This is a genomic window from Alteromonas sp. KUL150 (assembly GCF_009811475.1).
GTDB classification, from domain to species: Bacteria; Pseudomonadota; Gammaproteobacteria; order Enterobacterales; family Alteromonadaceae; genus Alteromonas; species Alteromonas gracilis.
The window spans coordinates 1-22,603 of sequence record NZ_BLIJ01000057.1; the positions used below are offsets into that span (position 1 = coordinate 1).

24 protein-coding genes are annotated in these 22,603 nt (G+C 44.4%); 17 read left to right on the forward strand and 7 right to left on the reverse strand.

Going from position 1 to position 22,603, the window contains the following annotated elements; genetic code table 11:
* The first annotated feature begins 147 nt into the window (after positions 1-147).
* Both GVO62_RS13135 and GVO62_RS13140 read left to right on the forward strand, forming a co-directional pair.
* Positions 148-684 carry a PH domain-containing protein gene (locus GVO62_RS13135; RefSeq protein WP_159119633.1) on the forward strand — a complete coding sequence of 179 codons (537 nt, stop codon included), beginning with the start codon at positions 148-150 and terminating at the stop codon, positions 682-684.
* Positions 685-891: 207 nt separating this feature from the next.
* The gene (locus tag GVO62_RS13140; protein ID WP_159119634.1) at positions 892-1,893 is read left to right on the forward strand and encodes a branched-chain amino acid aminotransferase; all 1,002 of its coding nucleotides are present in this window, start codon (positions 892-894) and stop codon (positions 1,891-1,893) included.
* 65 nt (positions 1,894-1,958) lie between these two features.
* Here GVO62_RS13140 and gpmA read toward each other — a convergent pair whose 3' ends face one another.
* Positions 1,959-2,705, reverse strand: a complete 747-nt coding sequence (gene gpmA, locus GVO62_RS13145) for a 2,3-diphosphoglycerate-dependent phosphoglycerate mutase (RefSeq protein WP_105930590.1) — start codon at positions 2,703-2,705, stop codon at positions 1,959-1,961.
* A 175-nt stretch (positions 2,706-2,880) separates the two neighbouring features.
* Positions 2,881-3,342, reverse strand: a complete 462-nt coding sequence (locus GVO62_RS13150; protein ID WP_159119635.1) for a cupin domain-containing protein — start codon at positions 3,340-3,342, stop codon at positions 2,881-2,883.
* A 458-nt stretch (positions 3,343-3,800) separates the two neighbouring features.
* Here GVO62_RS13150 and acnA point away from each other — a divergent pair, with 458 nt between their 5' ends.
* Entirely contained in the window at positions 3,801-6,518 is a 2,718-nt protein-coding gene (gene acnA, locus GVO62_RS13155) for an aconitate hydratase AcnA (protein ID WP_159119636.1), read from the forward strand.
* 64 nt (positions 6,519-6,582) lie between these two features.
* Here acnA and GVO62_RS13160 read toward each other — a convergent pair whose 3' ends face one another.
* Positions 6,583-7,077 carry a sel1 repeat family protein gene (locus GVO62_RS13160; RefSeq protein WP_159119637.1) on the reverse strand — a complete coding sequence of 165 codons (495 nt, stop codon included), beginning with the start codon at positions 7,075-7,077 and terminating at the stop codon, positions 6,583-6,585.
* Between the two features lie 109 nt (positions 7,078-7,186).
* Entirely contained in the window at positions 7,187-9,403 is a 2,217-nt protein-coding gene (locus GVO62_RS13165) for a GspE/PulE family protein (RefSeq protein ID WP_159119638.1), read from the reverse strand.
* Positions 9,404-9,822: 419 nt separating this feature from the next.
* Between GVO62_RS13165 and rpsJ the strand changes: the two genes are divergently transcribed.
* Genes rpsJ through rpsQ form a run of 11 tightly spaced genes read left to right on the forward strand, consistent with a single transcriptional unit; the run spans position 9,823 to position 14,760 of the window.
* Entirely contained in the window at positions 9,823-10,134 is a 312-nt protein-coding gene (gene rpsJ / locus GVO62_RS13170) for a 30S ribosomal protein S10 (RefSeq protein WP_010179497.1), read from the forward strand.
* 18 nt (positions 10,135-10,152) lie between these two features.
* Positions 10,153-10,791, forward strand: a complete 639-nt coding sequence (gene rplC, locus GVO62_RS13175) for a 50S ribosomal protein L3 (RefSeq protein WP_025256850.1) — start codon at positions 10,153-10,155, stop codon at positions 10,789-10,791.
* Positions 10,792-10,809: 18 nt separating this feature from the next.
* Positions 10,810-11,415: a 50S ribosomal protein L4 gene (rplD, locus tag GVO62_RS13180; RefSeq protein ID WP_012516958.1), complete on the forward strand. Its 606-nt coding sequence runs from the start codon at positions 10,810-10,812 to the stop codon at positions 11,413-11,415.
* Entirely contained in the window at positions 11,412-11,711 is a 300-nt protein-coding gene (gene rplW, locus GVO62_RS13185; RefSeq protein WP_012516959.1) for a 50S ribosomal protein L23, read from the forward strand. The genes rplD and rplW overlap by 4 nt, the downstream gene beginning before the upstream one ends.
* Positions 11,712-11,725: 14 nt before the next feature.
* Positions 11,726-12,550: a 50S ribosomal protein L2 gene (gene rplB, locus GVO62_RS13190; protein ID WP_159119639.1), complete on the forward strand. Its 825-nt coding sequence runs from the start codon at positions 11,726-11,728 to the stop codon at positions 12,548-12,550.
* A gap of 15 nt (positions 12,551-12,565) precedes the next feature.
* Positions 12,566-12,841, forward strand: a complete 276-nt coding sequence (gene rpsS / locus GVO62_RS13195; RefSeq protein ID WP_012516961.1) for a 30S ribosomal protein S19 — start codon at positions 12,566-12,568, stop codon at positions 12,839-12,841.
* Between the two features lie 11 nt (positions 12,842-12,852).
* Entirely contained in the window at positions 12,853-13,185 is a 333-nt protein-coding gene (rplV, locus tag GVO62_RS13200; RefSeq protein ID WP_105930584.1) for a 50S ribosomal protein L22, read from the forward strand.
* A gap of 9 nt (positions 13,186-13,194) precedes the next feature.
* Positions 13,195-13,899 carry a 30S ribosomal protein S3 gene (gene rpsC / locus GVO62_RS13205; protein ID WP_014947978.1) on the forward strand — a complete coding sequence of 235 codons (705 nt, stop codon included), beginning with the start codon at positions 13,195-13,197 and terminating at the stop codon, positions 13,897-13,899.
* Between the two features lie 2 nt (positions 13,900-13,901).
* Complete coding sequence (gene rplP / locus GVO62_RS13210) at positions 13,902-14,312, forward strand: 50S ribosomal protein L16 (protein ID WP_014947979.1); 411 nt, start codon at positions 13,902-13,904, stop codon at positions 14,310-14,312.
* Positions 14,312-14,503, forward strand: coding sequence for a 50S ribosomal protein L29 (gene rpmC / locus GVO62_RS13215; protein WP_012516965.1), 192 nt, complete (start codon positions 14,312-14,314; stop codon positions 14,501-14,503). The genes rplP and rpmC overlap by 1 nt, the downstream gene beginning before the upstream one ends.
* Positions 14,503-14,760: a 30S ribosomal protein S17 gene (gene rpsQ, locus GVO62_RS13220; protein ID WP_012516966.1), complete on the forward strand. Its 258-nt coding sequence runs from the start codon at positions 14,503-14,505 to the stop codon at positions 14,758-14,760. The genes rpmC and rpsQ overlap by 1 nt, the downstream gene beginning before the upstream one ends.
* Before the next feature lie 59 nt (positions 14,761-14,819).
* Here rpsQ and GVO62_RS13225 read toward each other — a convergent pair whose 3' ends face one another.
* Together GVO62_RS13225 and GVO62_RS13230 are read right to left on the reverse strand one after the other, a co-directional pair.
* Complete coding sequence (locus GVO62_RS13225) at positions 14,820-15,953, reverse strand: glycosyltransferase family 4 protein (RefSeq protein WP_159119640.1); 1,134 nt, start codon at positions 15,951-15,953, stop codon at positions 14,820-14,822.
* Positions 15,954-15,973: 20 nt separating this feature from the next.
* Positions 15,974-17,050, reverse strand: a complete 1,077-nt coding sequence (locus tag GVO62_RS13230; protein WP_159119641.1) for a glycosyltransferase family 9 protein — start codon at positions 17,048-17,050, stop codon at positions 15,974-15,976.
* 145 nt (positions 17,051-17,195) lie between these two features.
* Here GVO62_RS13230 and GVO62_RS13235 point away from each other — a divergent pair, with 145 nt between their 5' ends.
* Complete coding sequence (locus GVO62_RS13235; protein ID WP_159119642.1) at positions 17,196-18,506, forward strand: 3-deoxy-D-manno-octulosonic acid transferase; 1,311 nt, start codon at positions 17,196-17,198, stop codon at positions 18,504-18,506.
* Between the two features lie 305 nt (positions 18,507-18,811).
* On the opposite strand, the gene GVO62_RS13240 is transcribed toward GVO62_RS13235, so the two are convergent.
* Complete coding sequence (locus tag GVO62_RS13240; RefSeq protein WP_159119643.1) at positions 18,812-20,647, reverse strand: cation:proton antiporter; 1,836 nt, start codon at positions 20,645-20,647, stop codon at positions 18,812-18,814.
* Positions 20,648-20,936: 289 nt separating this feature from the next.
* Here GVO62_RS13240 and GVO62_RS13245 point away from each other — a divergent pair, with 289 nt between their 5' ends.
* On the forward strand, positions 20,937-21,791 hold the full coding sequence (locus tag GVO62_RS13245) for a hypothetical protein (protein ID WP_159119644.1): 855 nt from the start codon (positions 20,937-20,939) through the stop codon (positions 21,789-21,791).
* A gap of 179 nt (positions 21,792-21,970) precedes the next feature.
* Positions 21,971-22,558 carry a hypothetical protein gene (locus tag GVO62_RS13250; protein ID WP_159119645.1) on the forward strand — a complete coding sequence of 196 codons (588 nt, stop codon included), beginning with the start codon at positions 21,971-21,973 and terminating at the stop codon, positions 22,556-22,558.
* Positions 22,559-22,603 lie beyond the last annotated feature (45 nt).

Sequence of the window (22,603 nt, forward strand, 5' to 3'; positions counted from 1 at the left end):
CTCAGACTCTGACCCCAATATTTAGAGAAATGCACTCTGACTTCAAAAGCTAATACTTTGCGCATCAATAATAACCAGAAAATTGTTTACCATTTCTCTCTCTTGTTAAGGTTATACTTGAAGATATCCAACTAAAAGGAACTGATGATGTCTGAGAGAGTAATATTTGAAGCCACCTTTAACCCTGCGGTAAAAACCTACTGGCTTTTAAGTTTACTGTTGGTGTCGTCTATCACTATAGTAGGTATACCTTTCTTGATTATATCCATCCCCTTGTTTTTCCTGATCAGTGGCAAAATATTGGCCGCCATGTCTGCCGTTGTTACAGAACGAAAGCTGGTCGTAAAACGCGGTGTATTTAACAAAGAAGAGAAGTCTATTCCTTTAGAGAAAATTACCGATGTAGCTATGGTCCAAGGACCGCTAATGCGGCTCTTCAATTTATATCGGTTGTCATTCGAAACTGCTGGGCAATCGGCGCAAGGCGCTTTGGTTTCACTTATTGGTATCAATGACGCCGATGCATTCAGAGAGACAATTTTGTCGCAAAAAGATAAGTTACTAACAAATACTGGCGCGTTCCATAGAGAAAAAGTTGATGAAAACGATGATATGAAGTTACTTATTGAAAGCGTTAAACGAATAGAACAGTTGCTAGAAAAAGCGCTTGAGGGAAAACAGTAAACATTCAAGATTAACACCATACAGAAAAGCTAACATCTAAAGCACATTTCTTTGCTTTTTGTGCCTCTAATTTTTTTTACTGTCAGTATTCATAGACGGTCTTATTCGATAAAAGCCTTAATAGAATCGACTTACTTTTAGCAATGTGTAGGTTTTTTGGTAAACTCTTGCGAATATCATTTTAGTCGAAGTAAATAGGACGAACTAATGGCCGTATTCGGTACAGTATTCATGCCAGAAATGGCGCTTGCTACCTTTGTCAACGATCAATGGACTGACACCGAATTTGTCAGTGCTAACAGCATTCAACTTCATCCGGGCGCTCACGTACTCCATTACTCAAGCACATGCTTTGAAGGCTTAAAGGCTTTTAAACATGAAGATGGCAGTATTAATATTTTTAGAATGGATAAGAATATTGAGCGTTTTGCTCAAAGTAGTCGTCTTTTAAACTTGCCTGAAATAGACAAAGCTCAGGTAGAAAAGATGATCATTGATATTGTTGCTAAATACGCATCTGAAGTACCTGAGCCTCCTGGCTCTATGTACATCCGTCCGACTCACATTGGTACAGAAGCATCAATTGGTAAAGCGGCTGCGCCATCAGCTACATCCATGCTGTATGTACTGTTGTCACCGGTAGGAGATTACTTCGCAGGCGGCCTGAAGCCACTAAGATTGTTATTAGATGAAACCGGTATGCGCTGCGCGCCACATATGGGTATGGTGAAGAGTGGCGGGAACTACGCTAGTGCATTGCCTCCTATTCTTAAGGCGAGAAAGGAAGTACAGGCTGACCAAATTTTGTTTTGCCCAAATGGTGATGTTCAGGAAACAGGTGCTGCTAATTTCTTACTGATTGACGGTAATGAAATCATCACTAAGGGCCTAGACTCTACCTTCTTACACGGTGTAACCCGCGCAACTATCCTAGAGATAGCTAAAGACCATGGCATGACGGTTAGTGAGCGCGATATCACAGTTGAAGAACTACTAGAACGCTCAGCGAAACCTAATACTGAAGCTGCCCTTTCAGGCACAGCGGCCGTCCTTACACCAGTAGGAACTTTTATTCACAACGATAAAGAGTATCAGGTTGGTAACGGCGAAGCTGGACCAGTGACAATGAAACTTAGACAAGCGCTAAATGATATCCAATGGGGTAAAGCGGAAGATACCCACAACTGGTTGGTGAAAGTACCAAATTAACCTAAACCGACATCCATAAAAAAAGCCTGCTTTAGCAGGCTTTTTAGAATTTAAGAGGTTTAAGCTTACTTCGCTTGGCCTTGTTTAGCTACTGCATCCATCATTGCTTTAATAGCGTCAGCGTCGCCAAGATACTCTTTAGAAATCGGCTTCAGGTTCTCATCTAATTCGTATACAAGTGGAACACCTGTAGGAATATTCAGACCTAATACTTCGTCATCTGACATGCCATCTAGATACTTAACTAATGCACGAAGGCTATTACCATGGGCGGCAATGATTACGCGCTTGCCGGCTTGGATGTCTGGACGAATGACGTCATGCCAGTAAGGCAGTACGCGTTCGATTGTTAGTTTTAGGCTCTCACCACGTGGCAAGATATCAGAATCTACATTGTTGTAGCGTGGATCGTGACCCGGGAAGTGCTCGCTGTCATCTTCTACCGCAGGAGGTGGAATATCAAAGCTACGACGCCAAATTTTAACCTGCTCTTCACCGTGCTTAGCTGCAGTTTCTGCCTTATCTAAGCCAGTAAGCGCGCCATAGTGACGCTCGTTCAAACGCCAGTGACGCTCGACGGGAAGGTAATGTTGACCCATCTCTTCTAGTGCAATGTTAAGCGTTTTAATTGCGCGCAAAAGGACAGAAGTATATGCCTGATCGAATGTAAATCCAGCGTCTTTTAGAAGCTGACCTGCGGTTTTCGCTTGTGCTACACCAGTGTCGGTCAAATCAACGTCGTGCCAGCCTGTGAAACGGTTTTCCAAGTTCCACTGACTTTCTCCATGACGAATAAGTACCAATTTATACATAGTTGAGTTACCTGCGGCGTTTGAGTGAAATAGTCTGAGATACTTCCAGAAAATGGACGTTCAGACGTATATTTAAAAAACTGCCGTTATCATCCTTGATCAGCGTAGAAAAATCCAGTTCAAGCTATCACAAAATCGCAGGTAAGATGTGTATCCGAAAAGCCATTATTGAGGCTTAGATAAAACGCATAAGATCAGGATGCGCGACTTTTATCCACTCTTGCATAGATGGCTCTTCGATAAAACTGAAGTCTTTAAAATCGAAACCCGGCGCGACAGAACACCCAACAAGTGAATACTCGCCCATAGTTGCTGCTGCTTGGAAATTTCCCGCTTTAACAACTTCTACATATTCGTTGTCCCCACCACCGATGCGGCGCTCCCACATTTGTTGGTTCTCTAATTGAAATAATTGAAGTGGCGCGCCCTCATAGTGGTTCCATACTTCATCGTGCAGTACTCGATGAAAGCGACTGACCTGGCCTTTTAACAGAAGAAAATAGATATGGGTTAGCGCAGGGCGCGTCTGATTATGAGCATATGATGTTGTCTCATGTTCAGAACGAAACACTTGACGGTAAAACCCCCCTTCAGGGTGGGGCTCTAAATTGTACTTCTTAACTAACGGGTGTGTCATGATAGCGTCATTATTATTGTTAATCTTTGCTCGACACCTTCAATAACAATAATTGCGAAGACGCAGCAAAGGTTTCTTATTTGGCTTGGTCTTAAAGCATAACCTCTGCGGATTTATAAGAAAATACAATTGTTGCTAATTTGTAAACTGGGTCGACCAGTTTTGAAATAGTTGCAATGCGCCACTTTAATAATGACCTTATTTGGCCTTGTTTGAAATCTCGATTATTTCAACTGCCGACTCTTTGTGAGTGGCACTATGAACTGTGCGGCTAAAGCTAAATATTGGCCACTTCCAAAAAGAAGTCGGTATATCGTTTTTAGGTGAACTTTTTTTCATGTTTCAGCCGTACAAATACATACTAAGAGCGAGTAAGTGATACTGCTTCAAATTCTGCTAACGTAATCACTTATCATCGTCATTTTAAATTATGAACAGGCAAAGAAGGATGAGAGCGTATGACATATAAGTCTTTTTCGCAGCTTGAGGTCAATGGTAAAAGCTTCAAGGCGGTTAATTTTGACGGTATAGGTAGTAAGTATGCGCTCGACCGGCTTCCGTTCTGTATCAAAATTCTTTTAGAGAACTTGATTCGTCACGAAGACCAAGAATTCGTTAACAGCAGCGATATAGAACAAGTTGCTAAATGGGATATCGAAAATCACGCTGACCACGAAGTTTCATTCGTGCCGGCTCGGGTTATATTACAAGATTTCACAGGTGTTCCTGCTATTGTCGACCTTGCAGCCATGAGAGATGCGGTGAACAGGCTAGGAGGAGATGCTCAAGCGATTAATCCGCTAAACCCAGTTGAACTAGTTATCGACCACTCTGTTATGGTTGATCATTTCGCTGAAGAAAATGCGTTAGAAAAAAATACAGATATAGAAATAGAGCGAAACAAAGAGCGCTATCAATTTTTGAAGTGGGGTCAGTCTAGCTTCGATAATTTTAAAGTGGTTCCTCCTGGCCGCGGCATTGTTCACCAAGTTAATTTAGAGTATCTAGCACGCTGTGCTTTTACTAAAGAGCAAGATGGGGAAACCTTGGTTTATCCCGATACTTTGGTAGGGACAGATTCGCATACCACTATGATTAATGGCCTCGGCGTTCTAGGCTGGGGAGTGGGTGGTATTGAAGCAGAAGCAGCAATGCTTGGTCAGCCAGTTACTATGCTGTTACCAAAGGTAGTTGGTTTTAGGCTTTCAGGTAAATTGCCTGCCGGCGTCACTGCCACCGACATGGTGCTTACTATTACACAGCAGTTACGTGAACACGGCGTAGTCGGAAAATTTGTTGAATTCTATGGGCCGGGCCTTAAGCATCTGACAACAGCGGATCGTGCCACTATCGCAAATATGGCGCCAGAGTACGGTGCTACATGCGGTATTTTCCCTATCGATGATATAGCGCTGGATTACTTGCGTCTGACGGGAAGAGACGAAGATCAGATTGCACTTGTTGAAGCCTATGCGAAGTTTAGCCACTTATGGCATGACGACCACTCCAAAGACGCACAGTATCACGAAACGTTAGAACTAAATTTAGAAGAAGTTGTTCCCTCTCTAGCAGGTCCTAAACGTCCTCAAGATCGCATAGCGCTCGACAATGCCGCAGAGGCATTTAACGAATGGCATCGCTCTCAAATTGACGTAAAAGTGCTAGATGAGGAAACCGATCTCATCGCGGAGGCAGGTCTAGGCACGACCGATGATGTTGACGAAGACCATGATTCTTTTGTGGAATTTAGAGGAAGTAAGTTCAATCTTGAAGATGGCGCTATTGTTATTGCAGCAATCACGAGCTGTACGAACACCTCAAACCCTTCTGTTCTGGTTGGAGCAGGTCTGCTGGCCAAAAAGGCAGCAGAAAAAGGGCTAACGCGTAAGCCTTGGGTAAAAACCTCTCTTGCTCCAGGCTCTCAAGTGGTAACGCAATATTTAGAAGATGCCGGTCTCATGGACCCGCTAGAATCACTAGGCTTTAATTTAGTGGGCTATGGTTGTACAACGTGTATCGGTAACTCAGGCCCGCTGCCAGATGCTATCTCAGATGCGATTAGAAAGGCAAAACTCACCGTCACCTCTGTGCTATCCGGTAACCGTAATTTTGAAGGCCGAATCCACCCAGACGTCGCGGCGAATTACCTCGCGTCTCCACCTCTTGTTGTTGCATATGCACTTGCGGGTAATATGAATATTGATATTACTAAAGAGCCGCTTGGTAAAGCGAGTGATGGTGCGCCCGTATACTTGAAAGATATCTGGCCAACCGAAGAAGAGATTCAGCAATACATCGCCGAAAATGTTACAGGTGATTTATTTAAAGAGAAATATGCTGATGTATTTAAAGGCAGTGGCGAGTGGAACGAGCTAGAGGTAAGCAAAACATCGGTCTACGATTGGCCTGACTCTACCTATATCAAGCATCCTCCATTTTTTGAAGTGATGGAGAAAGAGCCTGAGGTATTGACGGCGATAGAGAACGCTCGATGTTTGGTGAAAGTAGGAGATTCAATTACAACTGATCATATATCACCCGCGGGAGCCATTGCTAATGATAGTCCAGCAGGTGAGTATCTTCAGGCAGAGGGCGTTGATCCTAAAGATTTCAACTCGTACGGTTCGAGACGAGGTAATCACGAAGTCATGATGCGAGGTACGTTCGCTAACGTACGTCTTCAAAACCAATTAGCACCAGGCACCCGAGGCAGTGCAACTACCCATTATCCAAGCGGTGATAGTATGTCTATCTTCCATGCGGCGATGCGCTATAAAGAGGAAGGTGTACCTGCTGTGGTTATTGGTGGTAAAGAATACGGCACGGGCTCTAGTCGAGATTGGGCTGCGAAAGGGCCATCGCTCATGGGAGTCAAGGCGGTTCTAGCCGAGAGTTATGAACGCATCCATCGCTCGAATTTGATTGGAATGGGGATTTTGCCATTGCAATTTAAAGAGGGGGATAGCGCAAGTTCTTTAGAACTCAAAGGTAATGAATCCTTCTCTATTGATGCTGTTGAACGTGGACAGTCTGAGGTAGAGGTAAGAGCTGTTACTGACGATGGTAAAACTACTGCTTTCATGATGGATATCAGAATTGATACATCAAATGAGTTTACGTACTTTGAAAACGGTGGAATTCTGCACTACGTGATCAGGGAATATTTGAAAAAGTAGGTCACCATACAAGCAAAGAAATGCCGTTTATTCAGTTTTGAATAGGCGGCATTTTTATTTGGTGTTAGTAGTAACGTTTTTCGCAAATGATCTCTTTAATATTAGACCCAATAGCCGCTCGTTTTTCACATCTTAAATCTTGTGCGTCAGCGCCATATAAAGACATGTATTCATCCACGTATGGCTCTAACGCTTCTATATAATCTTCTGGCAGCGCATTTTTGATTTGACGATAAGAGCGATTCCATTCAGCAGTTTTTTGCTCCATAGCAACACTTAACCATAACCAACCTTCTTCGTAGCTTACAGGGGTTCCCCACCCTTGAAAGTACATTTGGGCAAGGTAATATTGGCCTTCTTTATTTCCCATTTTTGCTGACTCGGTTAATTTCTCGAGCGCTTTGCCATACCTTTTCGCTTTCAATGCATGTAAACCTAGCTCTAAGGTGGATATATACTCTGACTTCCAGATATGATTTTTAGTTTTTACTTGCGCAACTGCTGATAAAGACAAGCTAAGAAAAGTTATTGCTGTAGCTAAAATGAGTCTTCTGTTCATTGGGTTTCCTTTCCTTTTTTATATATTTGTACTACACACTTTGCTCTAAATAACCTGAGCAAAGGTACAGTTCTTTTGAGATTCCATCTCTGCACCACAAAAACGGAGGCTATTCACCGCCTATAATTTGAACCTGTGCTAAGTCGGTGTCACCTTTGATCACTTTGTAAATGGCGTCTTGAACGAGCGTACGCATTCCATCTTTAGCTGCCTGTGATTTCATGTCTGCGACACTCGCCTCTTTATAAACCATAGAGCGAAGCTCTGGTGTCATACCCAATAGTTCATGGACACCGGTTCGGCCTTTGTAACCAGTATTGCCGCACTCTTGGCATCCTTTTGCTTTGTAGAGTTCAAGAGGCGTTTGGATGTTTAGCTCTGACATGAGCTCCTTGCCGTACTGGCGCTCTATAAACGCGATATCAGTCTCGGTAGCAAGGTATTTCTCCTTGCAACTACCACACAAGGTTCTAATAAGACGCTGCGCTAATATCCCCACACAAGCATCAGAGAAGTTGACTGGGTCAAGGCCTAAATCGAGTAGGCGAGTAATGGTTTCAGGGGCAGAGTTAGTATGCAGCGTTGAAAGTACTAAGTGCCCGGTTAACGAGGCTTCAATACCCGCATGAGCGGTCTCTTTATCACGCATCTCACCAATGAGAATAATATCGGGGTCAGCACGCAAAAATGCCCGTAGCGCAGCGGCGAAATTAAAACCTATCTTGGGGCTTACTTGAACCTGCTGAAGCCCTGGCTGGGTAATTTCCACAGGATCCTCTGCCGTCCAAATCTTCTTCTCTGGCGTATTTAGATAACCCAAAATAGCATGAAGGGTCGTCGTTTTACCCGAACCTGTGGGCCCTACCACAAGTAATATACCGTGTGGCTTTTTAATCATTTCTTCTAGACGCGCGCGATTTGTTGGCGCTAGGTTCATCTTATCGATCGGCATGGCGCCACCCGACGCCAATATCCGCATTACCACTCCTTCACCGGCGACGGTTGGAATTGTGGCAACCCGCACTTCGACCAGCTGCCCGTTCATTCTAAAGGCGAGTTTTCCATCTTGCGGTACGCGCTTCTCCGCAATGTTTAGGTTAGACATGATTTTTATACGTGCAATAACGGCGCTATGGTGAGAGTTAGGCACTTGGTTCATGTCACGGCAGACGCCATCTACCCGCATGCGCACGCGTGTTGGAGCGTTTTTTTCCGGGTCGATATGAATGTCTGATGCATTAAGTCTTTTTGCGTCATGCAATATGCGGCTAACCAAACGTACAACGGCAGGCGCGTCGTCTGATAACTCATCAATTTGCTCGTCGCTGTCATCGTTCGATGAGCTTATTTCATCCAGAATATCACTCATCTCACCAGGGCCACCGCCGCCGGTATTTTCACCTAGGTATTGCAGAATTAAGTTAGGAAGGCTTACTGCTATTTCATAACTGTCAATGCCCATGGCACTTTCGATTTCCATGAGCAGCGCAGCGTTATTCGGCTCTGCCATGAGCACGATAGGTTTGTCGTGCGCATCAGCAATAACTGCAACATAGTTCCTTTTTAGGTAAGAAACATTTAGCCGACTTTCGTTTTCAAATCTGTGATATTTATCGGGTAAGTAAGAAATAAAGGGTACTTGGTAATGAATAGACAGTGAATTGCCTATTTCGTCTTCGGGTATGCGGTACTCAGATACTAGCCGCTGAACAAAAGCCCGAATATCCGGTGTACTTGTTTGAATGTCTTTAAGGGTCGCTTCTTCTAGAAGGCTTTTATGAACGAGAAGATCGAAAGGGTTATTAGTGCCGCCGAGTTCAAATCTAAACTTGTCGCCGAGAATAAGTGCAAGGGCGCTACCAAGTTTTAAGTCATTCTCAGTGAACGCACCATTCACCTTGTTGATAATTTGAATAACGCCCATCAAAACGCCCGCATTCATGATGGGAACGCACAGAATATTTTGTGTTCTGAAGTCACTGTCTTTGTCGAATCTATCTGCAAAACGAAGACGGGGATGAATACTTTGTAGCAATGTGGGGCTATATGGGTCGTCGATAACGACGGCTTTTTGAGATAGTGCAACATACCCGGCAATGGACATTGGGCTGATAGGAACCTTGATCTCAAGTGTTTCCTTACCTGTTTTAAAGCGAGCGACTAAATCCTGGTGTTGACGTCGGCGCTGGAAAATACTCATACGTTGGGCACCGAACAACTCGAGTATAATCGGTTCCAACAACCCGTACGCATCCAAAAGTGTGGAATGGTTATTAAGGATACGTTTTATTTGTGCAAAAGTTTGCTGGTTATTCAGTACTTCCATATTCTCACTTCTAACAAGGACGGCCCGTCCATTTCTAATTATTTATAATTTTCTTCGTAGGGTAATAAGGTATACGCATACCGAGAAAGCAACAATACTACTTATAGACAGTTACATACAGTTATATAGCCTAAAAATATGTGTATAAAAAGCAAACTACCTCTTGCATTGCTCTTTCCTTTCTGTATAATTCGCGCCCACTGCCCAATACGGGCATGAATTTTTAGCCGCGACCTCACTGCTTTTAGGGTGGTTGCCGAAGTAACGGATTTATCATAACTGATTAGGCTGTTGCTGGCGTGCTAGAAAAAAGAACAGGGTTCCGATAGGGAACCATCGGTTTACGCACATCTTTTCTTTCCGGAATTAATGGAAGAGAAAAGGTGAATTTTTTTGTTCTTTCGATTGGAGCTTAATCGATGCCAAATCAAAGAATTCGCATTCGTTTGAAAGCGTTTGATCACAAGTTGATCGATCAGTCTACGGCTGAAATCGTTGAAACTGCGAAACGCACTGGTGCTCAGGTAAGTGGTCCTATTCCTCTACCTACTCGCAAAGAACGCTATACAGTTCTGATTTCTCCGCACGTTAACAAAGACGCGCGTGATCAATATGAAATCCGTACTCACAAGCGTTTGGTAGACATCATCGAGCCAACTGATAAAACAGTTGACGCGTTGATGCGTTTGGACTTGGCTGCTGGCGTTGATGTTCAAATCAGCCTGGGCTAACAAGAGAGGGTTATAACAATGGCGATTGGTCTAGTCGGTCGTAAAGTGGGTATGACTCGCATCTTCACTGAAGATGGTACGTCTATCCCTGTGACTGTTATTGAAGCGACCCCAAACCGTGTTACTCAGCTTCGTACTGAGGAAACTGACGGTTATCGCGCTCTTCAGGTTACTGCTGGAACTAAAAAAGCTAACCGCATCAACAAAGCTGAAGCAGGTCACTTTGCTAAAGCTGGTGTTGAAGCTGGACGCACTCTAGTAGAATTCCGCTTAGAAGATAACGAAGGTGCCGATATTGAAGTAGGCAGTGAAATCACTGTTGAAATCTTTAACGACACTAAAAAGATTGATGTCACTGGTACATCAAAAGGTAAAGGTTTCCAAGGTGCTATCAAACGCTGGAACTTCAGTTCACAGCGTATGACACACGGTAACTCTTTGTCACACCGCGCACCTGGTTCAATTGGCCAAAACCAATCACCAGGTAAAGTATTCAAAGGCAAGAAAATGGCTGGTCAGCTTGGTAACAAGCAAGTGACTACGCAGTCTTTGGAAGTTGTACGTGTTGACGTAGAGAACGGCCTTATCCTTGTAAAAGGTGCCGTACCTGGCGCAACTGGCAACGATGTAATCGTAAAGCCAGCTGTTAAAGCGTAACGTCTGGGGAGTGAACTGATGGAATTAACATTGAAAGACGCGCAAAGCGCTCTTGAAGTATCCGAAGCGACCTTTGGACGTGAATTCAACGAAGCCCTGGTACACCAGGTAGTTGTAGCTTACGGAGCAGGCGCTCGTCAGGGTACAAAAGCGCAGAAAACTCGCGCTGAAGTTCGTGGTGGCGGTAAGAAGCCATGGCGTCAAAAAGGTACTGGCCGTGCACGTGCTGGTACTATCCGTAGCCCAATTTGGGTTGGCGGTGGCCGTGCTTTTGCAGCAAAGCCTCGTGACTTTGACCAAAAAGTTAACAAGAAAATGTATCGCGGTGCGATTAAGAGCATCTTGTCTGAACTAATCCGTCAAGACCGTTTGGTTGTTGTAGAGAAGTTCGGTGTTGACGCACCTAAGACTAAAGCTCTTATTTCTGCACTTAACGAATATGAACTAAATGACGTTCTAATCGTTACTCCTGAAGTTGATGAGAACTTGTTCCTAGCGGCACGCAACTTGTACAAAGTTGACGTACGTGACGTAGCAGGCATCGACCCAGTGAGCTTGATTGCATTTGAGAAAGTGCTAATGACTGCTGATGCGGTTAAACAACTTGAGGAGGCGTTAGCATGAAAGAAGAACGTCTACTGAAGGTGCTAGTTGCACCTCACGTTTCAGAAAAGTCTACCATGGCTGCTGAAGCGAACAACACAGTTGTATTTAAAGTAGCTAAAGACGCGAACAAAGCTGAAATCAAAGCAGCAGTTGAAAAACTGTTTGAAGTTGAAGTTGAAGGTGTTCGTACTGTGAACGTTAAGGGTAAAACCAAGCGTCACGGCATGTCTTTCGGTAAGCGCAGCGACTGGAAAAAGGCCTACGTGGTTCTTAAAGAAGGTCAGGACATCGACTTTGTCGGTGGTGCTGAGTAAGAAGGGGATTAGAAATGCCATTATTGAAAGCTAAGCCAACTTCTGCCGGTCGTCGTCACGTTGTTCAGGTCGTTAATCCTGACCTGCACAAAGGTGCACCTTATGCGCCTTTGCTAGAGAAAAACAGCAAGTCTGGTGGTCGTAACAACGGTGGTCGTATCACGACTCGTCACATCGGTGGTGGTCACAAGCAACACTATCGTGTAATCGACTTCAAACGCAACAAAGACGGCATTCCAGCTAAAGTTGAGCGTTTAGAGTACGATCCAAACCGTTCTGCTAACATTGCTCTAGTATTGTACGCAGACGGTGAACGTCGTTACATTCTAGCTCCTAAGGGTATGAAAGCAGGTGATGCTATCCAGTCTGGTTCGGACGCTCCGATCAAGTCTGGTAACACTCTACCTATGCGTAACATTCCTGTAGGTTCTGTTGTACACGCAATTGAAATGAAGCCTGGCAAGGGTGCTCAAATCGCACGTTCTGCTGGTGCTTACGCTCAGATCCTAGCACGTGACGGAAACTACGTTACCCTACGTCTACGCTCTGGCGAAATGCGTAAAGTTTTATCTGATTGCCGCGCCACCATTGGTGAAGTTGGTAATGCAGAGCACATGCTTCGTTCACTAGGTAAAGCTGGTGCTACACGCTGGCGTGGTGTTCGTCCTACCGTTCGTGGTGTTGCCATGAACCCGGTTGATCACCCACACGGTGGTGGTGAAGGTCGTACATCAGGCGGTCGTCACCCAGTAACTCCTTGGGGTGTTCCTACCAAAGGTAAGAAAACCCGAAGCAACAAGCGTACTGATAAGCTTATCGTACGTCGTCGAAACAAGTAATAGCGAGGATTCACCATGCCACGTTCTCTCAAGAAAGGTCCTTTTATTGACCTTCACTTGCTGAAGAAGGTAGAGGCTGCAGTGGAAAAGAACGAACGTAAACCAATCAAAACTTGGTCTCGTCGTTCTATGATCATCCCAGATATGATTGGGTTGACCATTGCGGTCCATAACGGTCGCCAACATGTACCTGTCATTATTAGTGACGAAATGGTCGGCCACAAGTTGGGCGAATTTGCGCCAACGCGTACTTACCGCGGCCATGTCGCGGATAAGAAAGCTAAACGTTAAGGGGTAGGAAGATGGAAGCATTAGCTAAACACCGTTTTGCCCGCACGTCGGCTCAAAAGGCACGCTTGGTTGCGGATCAAATTCGTGGAATGCACGTTGAGAAAGCTCTTGAGCTTCTTGCGTACAGCCCGAAGAAAAGCGCAGCGCTAGTAAAGAAAGTTTTGGAGTCTGCGATTGCTAACGCAGAGCACAACGAAGGCGCGGACATCGACGAGCTAGTCGTTGCCAAGATTTTCGTTGACGAAGGTCCAACTATGAAGCGTATCAAGCCACGTGCCAAAGGCCGTGCTGATCGTATCTTTAAGCGCAGCAGTCACATCACTGTGGTTGTAGCGGATAACTAGGAGTAGATAATGGGACAGAAGGTACATCCTACAGGTATACGCCTGGGTATCAGCAAACCATGGACATCTACCTGGTACGCTAATACTGCAGACTATGCAGATAACCTGTATAACGATCATCAGGTACGTCAGTATCTGACTAAGCAACTTAAAAACGCTTCACTATCTAAAATCGTGATCGAGCGTCCTGCTAAGAGCATCCGTGTGACTATTCACACTGCTCGTCCAGGCGTAGTAATCGGTAAGAAAGGTGAAGACGTAGAGAAGTTACGTAACTACGTATCTAAGCTAGCCGGCGTGCCAGCTCAGATCAACATCGCTGAAGTACGTAAGCCAGAGCTAGATGGCCAGCTAGTAGCTGACAGCATCTCTAGCCAGCTAGAGCGTCGTGTTATGTTCCGTCGTGCTATGAAGCGCGCAGTTCAAAACGCAATGCGTCTAGGCGCGAAAGGTATTAAAGTTGAAGTTAGCGGCCGTTTGGGCGGAGCAGAGATTGCACGTTCTGAGTGGTACCGTGAAGGTCGCGTTCCTCTGCACACTTTCCGTGCGGACATTGATTACGCAACCTCTGAAGCGTCAACTACTTACGGTATCATCGGCGTTAAAGTATGGATCTTCAAAGGTGAAGTTCTAGGTGGTCTACCTACAACTCAAGAGCAAGCACCAGCTGCTCAACCTAAGAAGAAAGGCCGCAACGCTAAGCGAGAGGGCTAATCATGTTACAACCAAAACGCATGAAGTTCCGTAAGATGCACAAAGGCCGCAACCGCGGCTTGGCAGCGGGTAATACTGTTGCCTTTGGTACTTACGGCCTTAAAGCAGTTGGTCGTGGTCGAATGACTGCGCGCCAAATCGAAGCAGCGCGTCGTGCTATGACTCGTCACGTTAAGCGTCAAGGTAAAATTTGGATTCGAGTTTTCCCTGACAAGCCAATTACTGAGAAGCCTCTTGAAGTGCGTCAAGGTAAAGGTAAAGGTAACGTTGAGTACTGGGTATGCCAAATTCAGCCTGGTCGTGTTCTTTACGAGATGGAAGGTGTTCCTGAAAATCTTGCACGCGAAGCGTTTGAATTGGCAGCGGCTAAACTGCCATTTAAAACAACCTTTGTAACTCGGACGGTGATGTAATGAAAGCGACTGAACTGAAAGATAAAAGCGTAGAAGAGCTGAACGCAGAGTTGATTAACCTGCTACGCGAACAGTTCAACCTACGCATGCAGCACACAACCGGTCAGCTTGAAAAAACTGATCAGTTGAGAAAAGTACGTCGTAACATCGCGCGTGTTAAAACCATTCTGACTCAAAAGGCTGATGCGTAATGACTGAGCAAAAAATTCGTACAGTACAAGGTCGTGTGGTTAGCAACAAGATGGATAAAACCATCACTGTTGTAGTTGAACGTTTTGTTAAGCACCCAATCTACGGGAAGTTCATCAAGCGCTCTACTAAGCTTCACGCCCACGACGAAAACAACGTGTGCAACCAAGGTGACGTAGTAACAGTACGTGAATGTCGCCCGCTATCTAAGAACAAATCTTGGATGCTAGTTGACGTTGTTGAAAAAGCTGGCGTTTAATCGCTAACTTTTTTCAAAGTCTTAAAAAAGCCGCTTTCGAGCGGCTTTTTTGTGTCTGTTTAACTGGGCTGGACAAGATTTTTAACCGTCTTATTAGTATCTTTGTCACCTTGAGTAAGAGAGTTGTATAGGTTGACGTAGGCATTAGCCATCTTTGTTATGCTGAATTTCTCTGCTACATGTTTGTATAGCGCATTTCCATACTGATAACGTAAAGTCGGTTGCTCAATTAAACTCACAAGACTTTCTCCAATGGCATCAATATCTCCAGGCGCCACCATTAAGCCCGTTTCTTTATGGGTAACAATCTCAGGGATACCGCCTACGGGGCTAGTTATCACAGCGCGTCTACTTGCACCAGCCTGTAGTAAAGCAACGCCTAGTCCTTCGGCGTAAGCAGGATGTATAACAATATCTACATTGGGGAGTATTTTTGTCACATCAGTAGTGAAACCGCATAGTTTGACATTACCGGCAAGCCCGTGACGCTCAATCAACGATTGATAACTCTCTTCAAGCCCTCCTTTACCAAACAACAAGCACGTTACCTTTTTGTGCTTATGCAGAACGTCGTGCATTGCAAGTATCACGTCTGCTTGACCTTTTCGAGAAATATACTGGGCAAAATTAGCGATTACGGTATGGTCGCTTGGAATATTAAAGGTGTCGTGCAGACACTGTTTGTTTTCCACAAGAGAGTATTCGTCTAAATCCACAGCAGAATGTATGACGAATTGATGTTTTACTCCTTCGCAATGTTTTGCCACAACGCTTTGTACGCCCTCTGAAATACTGATAACTGCATCGAACTGTTTGTATTTATAGTATGAGAAACGTGACTCTAAGTTGTCGACACGACGGGTACAGACAGAAGGAATGCCGGTCATTTTAGCAATTATTGCTCCCCATACGTCAGCGCCTCGTCGACTATGAATATGGATGATGTTGGGCTTAATCTCTTTTACTAATGAGAGTAAACGTTTGATAAATAGAAAGTCCGTTTCACCTGAATACTTTAAGGCGTGCACGTCACAACGTCCGAGAGACGTGTTCTGAATCTCACTGTCTTGTGTGCATACTAAATGCTGTCGAATGTTATCGTGCTGTTCTAACGCATTGATAAGGTAAGTGACCTGTTTTGCACCACCGTATAAATGTCTGCCTAGTTCAACGTGTAAAACACAAGTGCTCAAATGTCGTCCTTAAAATTTATTTAATAATTTATATACGGAAGAAGCCTATTTAAGACTTCTTTGGGCGTAACTTCCTTCATACAGTCGAATTTGCCGCCACAGGTTGGCCGCCTTTTACACGGCGCGCAGGATAATTCCTTATAAATAATGTGAGTGTTAGCGCTGTCAGTTTTTGTATAAGGGCGTGTAGAGCCAAATATCGCCACCGTAGGTTTATTGAAAACAGTTCCTAAGTGAGTGAGTCCAGTATCTACGCCAACGAGGGCATGGCATTTCGATGCTATAGCGACCGATTCCTCTAGTGTCAGATTCCCTGCTAACGACACTATGCTTTCTTGGCCAAACGTTAAGCTTTCAGCATGTGCGGCATCACTTGGTCCACCTAAAATGACAATGGGCATTCGAGTATGCTTTCTTATTTTCTCTAGTAATGTCTCCCAGTGCTCCATAGGCCAATGTTTTTGTGGTCGAGTTGTAAAGGGCGCAATAACCATAAAAGGCTGTGTAATACCCCTTAATGACAACTTATCAAACGCAGAGGCATTGACCGAGCTTAAGACCCTTACTTGCAGTTGATAGGGCTTTACGTTGTAAGCATTATCTCGCTGTTGCGTATCCGCTATGAATTTGGCTAGGTGACGATATTCACTGCTTATCTCGTCAGACATTGGCTTAGCCGTTGTGTGAGTCAACAGTAAGTGGCTATTCTCTTTACTTTTAAAGCCAAAGCGGACGGGCGCGCCACTTAAGAAGGCCAACAATGCGCTTTTTAAGAGGCCTTGTGCTTCAACGGCCACCGTAAATCTGTGGCTGCGAAGTACTTGTCTAAATTTCCAAACTACCTTAACTAATTGCCAATATTGGCGCCGCTTTGCTAATGCTTTCCATTCGGATTTTGGCCAAGCAATAACATTGTTAACGTGTGGGTGTGCGCTTACCAGCCCAGTGTAGGGGGCTTCTACCAACCATGTTATCTCAACGTTGGGGGCTGTTGACGCGTAAATACTATTGATACTAGACGGAAGGCCTGAAGCCATTACAATATCGCCAATTGCGCTAAGACGAATAAAGAGAATACGTTGAACGTGTTGCGGCATTAGAATAGGCTTTCAAACACAAATATAGTTTACTTGAATCTAGTCAATCATACGTTCACGACAGTTTAATGACTGGCAGTGATACTGACTAATGCCAAGTACTCACGTTAATAAACCAAATAAATTTTACCCGAAGGAAGTATTTATGCCTGCTGCCAAACGCAGTGACTACAAACCTAAATTTGTTGAAACGCTTTGTCGGTGGGGGTATTCATGTGTATTAGCACTTCTTATTCCTTTTGCTATCGCGCAACTTGTTATGAGGGGCTCTACAAGAAATAAAGATTATAATCGTCGTCGTTTCGAACGCTTTGGATTAGTTCGCCGTCCACCCAAAGAAAATGGCTATCTTTTTCATTGTGTTTCAGTAGGTGAGGTCGTGGCTGCTTCGTGCCTTATAAAGCGCATAATGCGCCTTGAACCGGGTGCGCAAATCACTATCACTACCACAACGCCCACGGGGTCAGCACGAGTTCGCGACATTTTTAAAGATACCGTTCATCACTTCTACCTCCCTTATGATCTACATATGGCAATGGCCGGCATGTTGAAGCGGGTAAAACCTAAAATGGTAATGATTACCGAGGTAGAGTTGTGGCCAAACCTGGTTCACGCGTGCTGGAAACGCCATATTCCCGTCGTGGTCATTAATGCCAGAATGACCGACCGTTCTGCAAAGCGTTATAAGAAAATAGGAAAACTTTTTAATCCTATGTTAGGTAAGCTGTCTCACGTATGTGCGCAGGGACAACGAGATTTTGATAACTATTCCTGGCTGGGTATGGATAACAATAGGCTTACTCTCACTAACAACATAAAGTTTGATCAAGCGAGTTCTGAGATAAACACCTCGAGTCACTTTATTGGAATTAGCCGTGGGGAGCGGCCTCTTTTGGTAGCTGGCAGTACACACGAGCCGGAGGAAAAGGCTATTCTTGATGCGGCTTTGGAAGTATGGAAAGTATTACCTTCTTTTCGCGTTGTTATCGTGCCAAGGCATCCGGAACGATTCGATACCGTCGCTAAAATCATTGAAAAATACAATGTATCCTTCGCAAGGACCTCAGAGATCGCATCGGTACCTGATGATATTAACGTTATACTTCTCGACGAGATGGGAAAACTCAACCAAGCGTACGCCGTAGCAAGTTTTGCTTTCGTGGGAGGGTCAATTGCAGAACGAGGCGGACATAATGCACTTGAGCCTGCAGCTTTTTCTTTACCTATTTTGATGGGCCCTCACACCTATAATAACCCTGTTATATGTGAATATCTTCAAAACTGCGGTGCGCTAACGATCGTTGAGGATAGTGCCAATATGGTTTCAGCTTTAACAAGGTGGCTTCAAAAGCCCGACGAGGCTAGTACAGCCGGTAGCGCTGGTAATAAGGTATTACTGGATAATAGCGGAGCGTTAAATGCCACGTTATCGTGTATTTCCAAGTATCTCACATGACGCGAGAAAGCGTCGTAAACGCTATATAACTTACTGTAACTGAATGAAAAACGAACCCCTGATTAGTGCATGGTGTGCACCAAAAGGGTTTGTGCAATGAACCAAAATACAGGTAGTGTTAGTGGCTGAATGTCTAATTTATTGATTTGGCAGAGTTTATTAAAGTTGGTGTACCGTTTGCTATTAAGCGTACGACAGCGTAACGACGGTAAAATCAAAATTAAAATGCTCTTGCTAAGAGGGCACTGTGTTACGCGGTTTTCCAGGGAGAGACCTCCTGCCGGTGGGCAGGAGGTTTTCTTACTTCACGACTCTATGTGGCCTTTTTTTGTACTCTCAGTTGTCCCTTCGTCACGCTCGGGCTCAATCAAGCTAATTAAACGCCATCCCGCTTTCGGTTCAATACTGTTTCCATTGATAAATGTATAGCTCTTACCTTCAGCATTTATAGCAATAAGTGGCGTTGCTCTCTCACCATATTGTTTAATATATTGCTCATAGCTAAACTCCTCAGACAGACGCGTTGTCTTAACCTGAGACTCACGGGCTATTGCCGAGGCCAAGTAACCGTAAGTGACACCCTCATCAAACAAGGTTAACTTCTTAGCGTATTGTTCACTCACTTGGTGACTAGGGCGCGTGGACTGCTCATTATTCGTCAATGCCCACACTTTATCTTTACCCATTGTATATTCAAAGTGATAAGCAATGAGTGGATTGAGCTGCTTATAGGGCGACATGATAAGAACAGTACCAAACGTGTTTAGGTCTAGGTGTCGGGCGGCATGATCTGACATGGGGTTACCGAAATAGATGGGGATGTCCATCATGCGCGCTTCGCGAATGGCATCCCAGTTAGTATCAGCAATCGTCACATCTAATTTTTGATTTAACATTTCACACGCCAAAGCCCGGTTGAACTTGCTTCCACCAAATATTAAATAGCCGGTAGGGGCTGGGGCTCTCACTTTTAATAGTGATGCAACGGTTCGAGAAGTTAAGCTCTGCACCACAACCGTAGCGATAATGACCATAAACACGATGGGGACGATGATACCCGCGCCTTCATAACCTATTTCTTCTAGCTTTAACGAGAACAGCGCTGATACCGCCGCCGCTACAATACCGCGAGGGGCTATCCAGCTAAGTAAGGCTAACTCGTTTAATTTAAGGCCGGTACCAATGGAGGAGGCCATGACTGATAACGGTCTAGCTACAAACATGATGGCGGCCAGCACTACAACAGAGCCCCAACCAACGTCTATAACCGATTGCAAATTCAAACGAGTAGCAAGCAGTATGAATAGCCCAGAGATAAGCAAGACACTCAAGGTTTCTTTAAACTCAAGTATGTCTTCCACATCCACGTCTTTCATATTGGCAAGTACCATACCGGCAATAGTAACAGCCAAGAGGCCGGACTCGTGGGCTACATAGTTAGATGCAGCAAAGACACCGAGAATAATCGTTAATACGGCAGTGTTGAGTAGGTAATGGGGGATCCATTCCTTTCTGATAGATAGCCCCAGTAAATAGCCGGCAGCAAGGCCGAGCACCGAGCCAATACCTACGGTTTTACCAAAGGCAATTAACGTATGTGTAATAGCGGTTTCTTGTGACGCTACGATAAACTCGAACACCAGTACGGCAAGCAATGCGCCGATAGGGTCGATGACTATTCCTTCCCAACGCAAGATGTTCGCGAGATTGGTTTTAGGTCGAACCGTCCGTAACATGGGAACAATAACCGTAGGGCCAGTAACGGTTACAATTGCGCCGAACAAAAAGGAGAGCTGCCATGACAGGTCTAGACTGTAATGGGCAGCCGTCGCTGCAACAATCCACGTCACCACAACCCCAATGGAACAGAGGTTCCTGACCATATTACCGTGACCCGCAATGTCGCTGAACTTAAGCGTTAATGAACCTTCAAAAAGAATGATGGCTACAGAGAGTGAAACAACGGGGAACAGTAAGTCGCCAAATAAACTGTCTGCGTTAAGTACACCGAAAACGGGCCCCACCACAATGCCAACAATTAAAAGAGGTAGTATGGCTGGAAGTCTAATTTTGTATGCCAAGTACTGACAGGCAATAGACAACAGTCCTACTGAAACGAGAGAAAGTAGTGGGTCTGACAAATGTAAATCCTTAACGTATTAATATTATTCCATCGTATATCAGTCTAAGCATTCGTCATACGGTAATGTTAGGACTAATTTACGTGTAGCATGATACGCATAATGATTAAGTTTAGACCAGTATGTTAAGGTGTGCAGCGGGTAAAAATTCATTTTCAAATGGGGCAATAAGAATTGCCTATGCTGTTAAATAAACGGTTGAGCTAACCAAGAAACAATATGAATTTACGTGAGTTAATTCTTTAGTTTGATATTATCTGTGGTGTAGAGATTATTTTGGAGTGTCTCATTGAACAATTTATATCGGTTCATGGCTTTATCATTGGCACTTTTGCTATTTACAGCCTGTGCCGTTAATTATCCAACGCCTTTAGCATCGTTGAAAATCGATACCATGGTAACGTTACCTGATGAGCTTGCAGAAACTTCAGGTTTGTTCTGCGAAGAAGAAGGCATGGTTTCGCTGAACGACTCGGGTAATGCCCCGCTCATATTTCATGTCAATTACCAAGGCGAAATAACAAAGCGTACGCGGCTGGCGCTTACCAATAAAGATTGGGAGGCCATTACTGCGGACCCTGATTTTTATTATATCGCTGACGTTGGGAATAATAAGGGTAAAAGAGAGCAGGTTGAAATTCACAAAGTGAATCGCAGCAACGTGAATGATATTAAAACGATTACGTTAAAATATGCAGGCAACAACGCTGACAATAATATTCCTTACGCTCATGATTTCGACTCAGAGGCCATGGTCAAGCTTGATAACAAGCTACTTCTATTTTCCAAAAGCTGGCGCACGGGGATAACGCATATTTATGACGTTAACGAGGCAGAGCCGCTTCAGACGTTACGTCCTTTCGCATCTATCGAGGGATTACCTGGCGTAGTGACGGGGGTAGATTTTGACGAACTTCAGCAGCGATTTGTGATAACCGGCTATAAGTCAGATCCTTTCGGCAATTTTGCTACCTTTTTGGCGCAAGTTTCAAAAGCGTTTTTACTCCTTGATATTTGGCCTTTAGATGAATACAAGCAAGTTGAGGGCGTGTGTGTCGATGGACAAGGCCTCTACTGGTTCAGTGAGGAGGCAACCGAAGGGCGCAGAGCATCACTTTCAAGCGCTCGGGTTGAAGCTAACTAACAAGCTATATCATCGTTATTACGTTCCAAATATAATTCACTCACTCTCCGTCATACTTTCTTCGTTATTTTTTATCGGGTGTTAGTAATATGGCTAATACCCAACCTCCTATTTTCTTGTCTATACTGATTTTGAAGACGTTAACGGTTTAATCAACGATATTTCAAGAGGCAGCGAAAATGCGACGATTTACTCAGTCACTGTTATCTGCATGTATTTGCCCTTGCTTGCTAATAGCGGGCCCGGCGCAAGCCTCTGTAGTTGAAAAAGCGCAAGAATGGTTAAATCAATACGCAGATAGCGACGATACTTTTTCGCTTACCCTTACGAAGAACAAGATTAAATTTGATGGCTGTAAGCAAAAGCAATATCAACTCGCGTTTAGTCAACAAATTGCCCCCATGTTTAATATTGAAGCCATAGTCCATTACAATAAAGGCCTGCTTGATAATGGCGTATTGTCTCAACGGGTAAGAAGTCATGAATTTGAACTGGTAAGTTGGTGGGACAGCGGCGATTATCGTTTGGGCTTAAGTCATAAAGTTAGACCCCGACATGAAATGAGCATACCAGTCGCTGATACCGTCCGTCTTCCTACTAGCACATCGGCAGGTATTTATTTAGAAATTCCGTTTAAAGAAGATAAGCATGTGCTAACAATTGGCGCACTCAGGGAATCATGGGAAAGCGATGGTGCGTCCTTTCAATTACCTTGGCGTTCTAGCAGAGACAATCAGGTAAAACTCCAATACGCTATCAACTTCTGAATACAATGCGAAGTTAGTTAATTCATCATTCCCAATCCGGGTGAG

Excerpts from the sequence above, each read along its gene's own strand:
- GVO62_RS13135 (WP_159119633.1), top strand. The coding sequence starts at position 148 with ATGTCTGAGAGAGTAATATTTGAAGCCACCTTTAACCCTGCGGTAAAA.
- GVO62_RS13140 (WP_159119634.1), top strand. The coding sequence starts at position 892 with ATGGCCGTATTCGGTACAGTATTCATGCCAGAAATGGCGCTTGCTACC.
- gpmA (WP_105930590.1), bottom strand. The coding sequence starts at position 2,705 with ATGTATAAATTGGTACTTATTCGTCATGGAGAAAGTCAGTGGAACTTG.
- GVO62_RS13150 (WP_159119635.1), bottom strand. The coding sequence starts at position 3,342 with ATGACACACCCGTTAGTTAAGAAGTACAATTTAGAGCCCCACCCTGAA.
- acnA (WP_159119636.1), top strand. The coding sequence starts at position 3,801 with ATGACATATAAGTCTTTTTCGCAGCTTGAGGTCAATGGTAAAAGCTTC.
- GVO62_RS13160 (WP_159119637.1), bottom strand. The coding sequence starts at position 7,077 with ATGAACAGAAGACTCATTTTAGCTACAGCAATAACTTTTCTTAGCTTG.
- GVO62_RS13165 (WP_159119638.1), bottom strand. The coding sequence starts at position 9,403 with ATGGAAGTACTGAATAACCAGCAAACTTTTGCACAAATAAAACGTATC.
- rpsJ (WP_010179497.1), top strand. The coding sequence starts at position 9,823 with ATGCCAAATCAAAGAATTCGCATTCGTTTGAAAGCGTTTGATCACAAG.
- rplC (WP_025256850.1), top strand. The coding sequence starts at position 10,153 with ATGGCGATTGGTCTAGTCGGTCGTAAAGTGGGTATGACTCGCATCTTC.
- rplD (WP_012516958.1), top strand. The coding sequence starts at position 10,810 with ATGGAATTAACATTGAAAGACGCGCAAAGCGCTCTTGAAGTATCCGAA.
- rplW (WP_012516959.1), top strand. The coding sequence starts at position 11,412 with ATGAAAGAAGAACGTCTACTGAAGGTGCTAGTTGCACCTCACGTTTCA.
- rplB (WP_159119639.1), top strand. The coding sequence starts at position 11,726 with ATGCCATTATTGAAAGCTAAGCCAACTTCTGCCGGTCGTCGTCACGTT.
- rpsS (WP_012516961.1), top strand. The coding sequence starts at position 12,566 with ATGCCACGTTCTCTCAAGAAAGGTCCTTTTATTGACCTTCACTTGCTG.
- rplV (WP_105930584.1), top strand. The coding sequence starts at position 12,853 with ATGGAAGCATTAGCTAAACACCGTTTTGCCCGCACGTCGGCTCAAAAG.
- rpsC (WP_014947978.1), top strand. The coding sequence starts at position 13,195 with ATGGGACAGAAGGTACATCCTACAGGTATACGCCTGGGTATCAGCAAA.
- rplP (WP_014947979.1), top strand. The coding sequence starts at position 13,902 with ATGTTACAACCAAAACGCATGAAGTTCCGTAAGATGCACAAAGGCCGC.
- rpmC (WP_012516965.1), top strand. The coding sequence starts at position 14,312 with ATGAAAGCGACTGAACTGAAAGATAAAAGCGTAGAAGAGCTGAACGCA.
- rpsQ (WP_012516966.1), top strand. The coding sequence starts at position 14,503 with ATGACTGAGCAAAAAATTCGTACAGTACAAGGTCGTGTGGTTAGCAAC.
- GVO62_RS13230 (WP_159119641.1), bottom strand. The coding sequence starts at position 17,050 with ATGCCGCAACACGTTCAACGTATTCTCTTTATTCGTCTTAGCGCAATT.
- GVO62_RS13235 (WP_159119642.1), top strand. The coding sequence starts at position 17,196 with ATGCCTGCTGCCAAACGCAGTGACTACAAACCTAAATTTGTTGAAACG.
- GVO62_RS13250 (WP_159119645.1), top strand. The coding sequence starts at position 21,971 with ATGCGACGATTTACTCAGTCACTGTTATCTGCATGTATTTGCCCTTGC.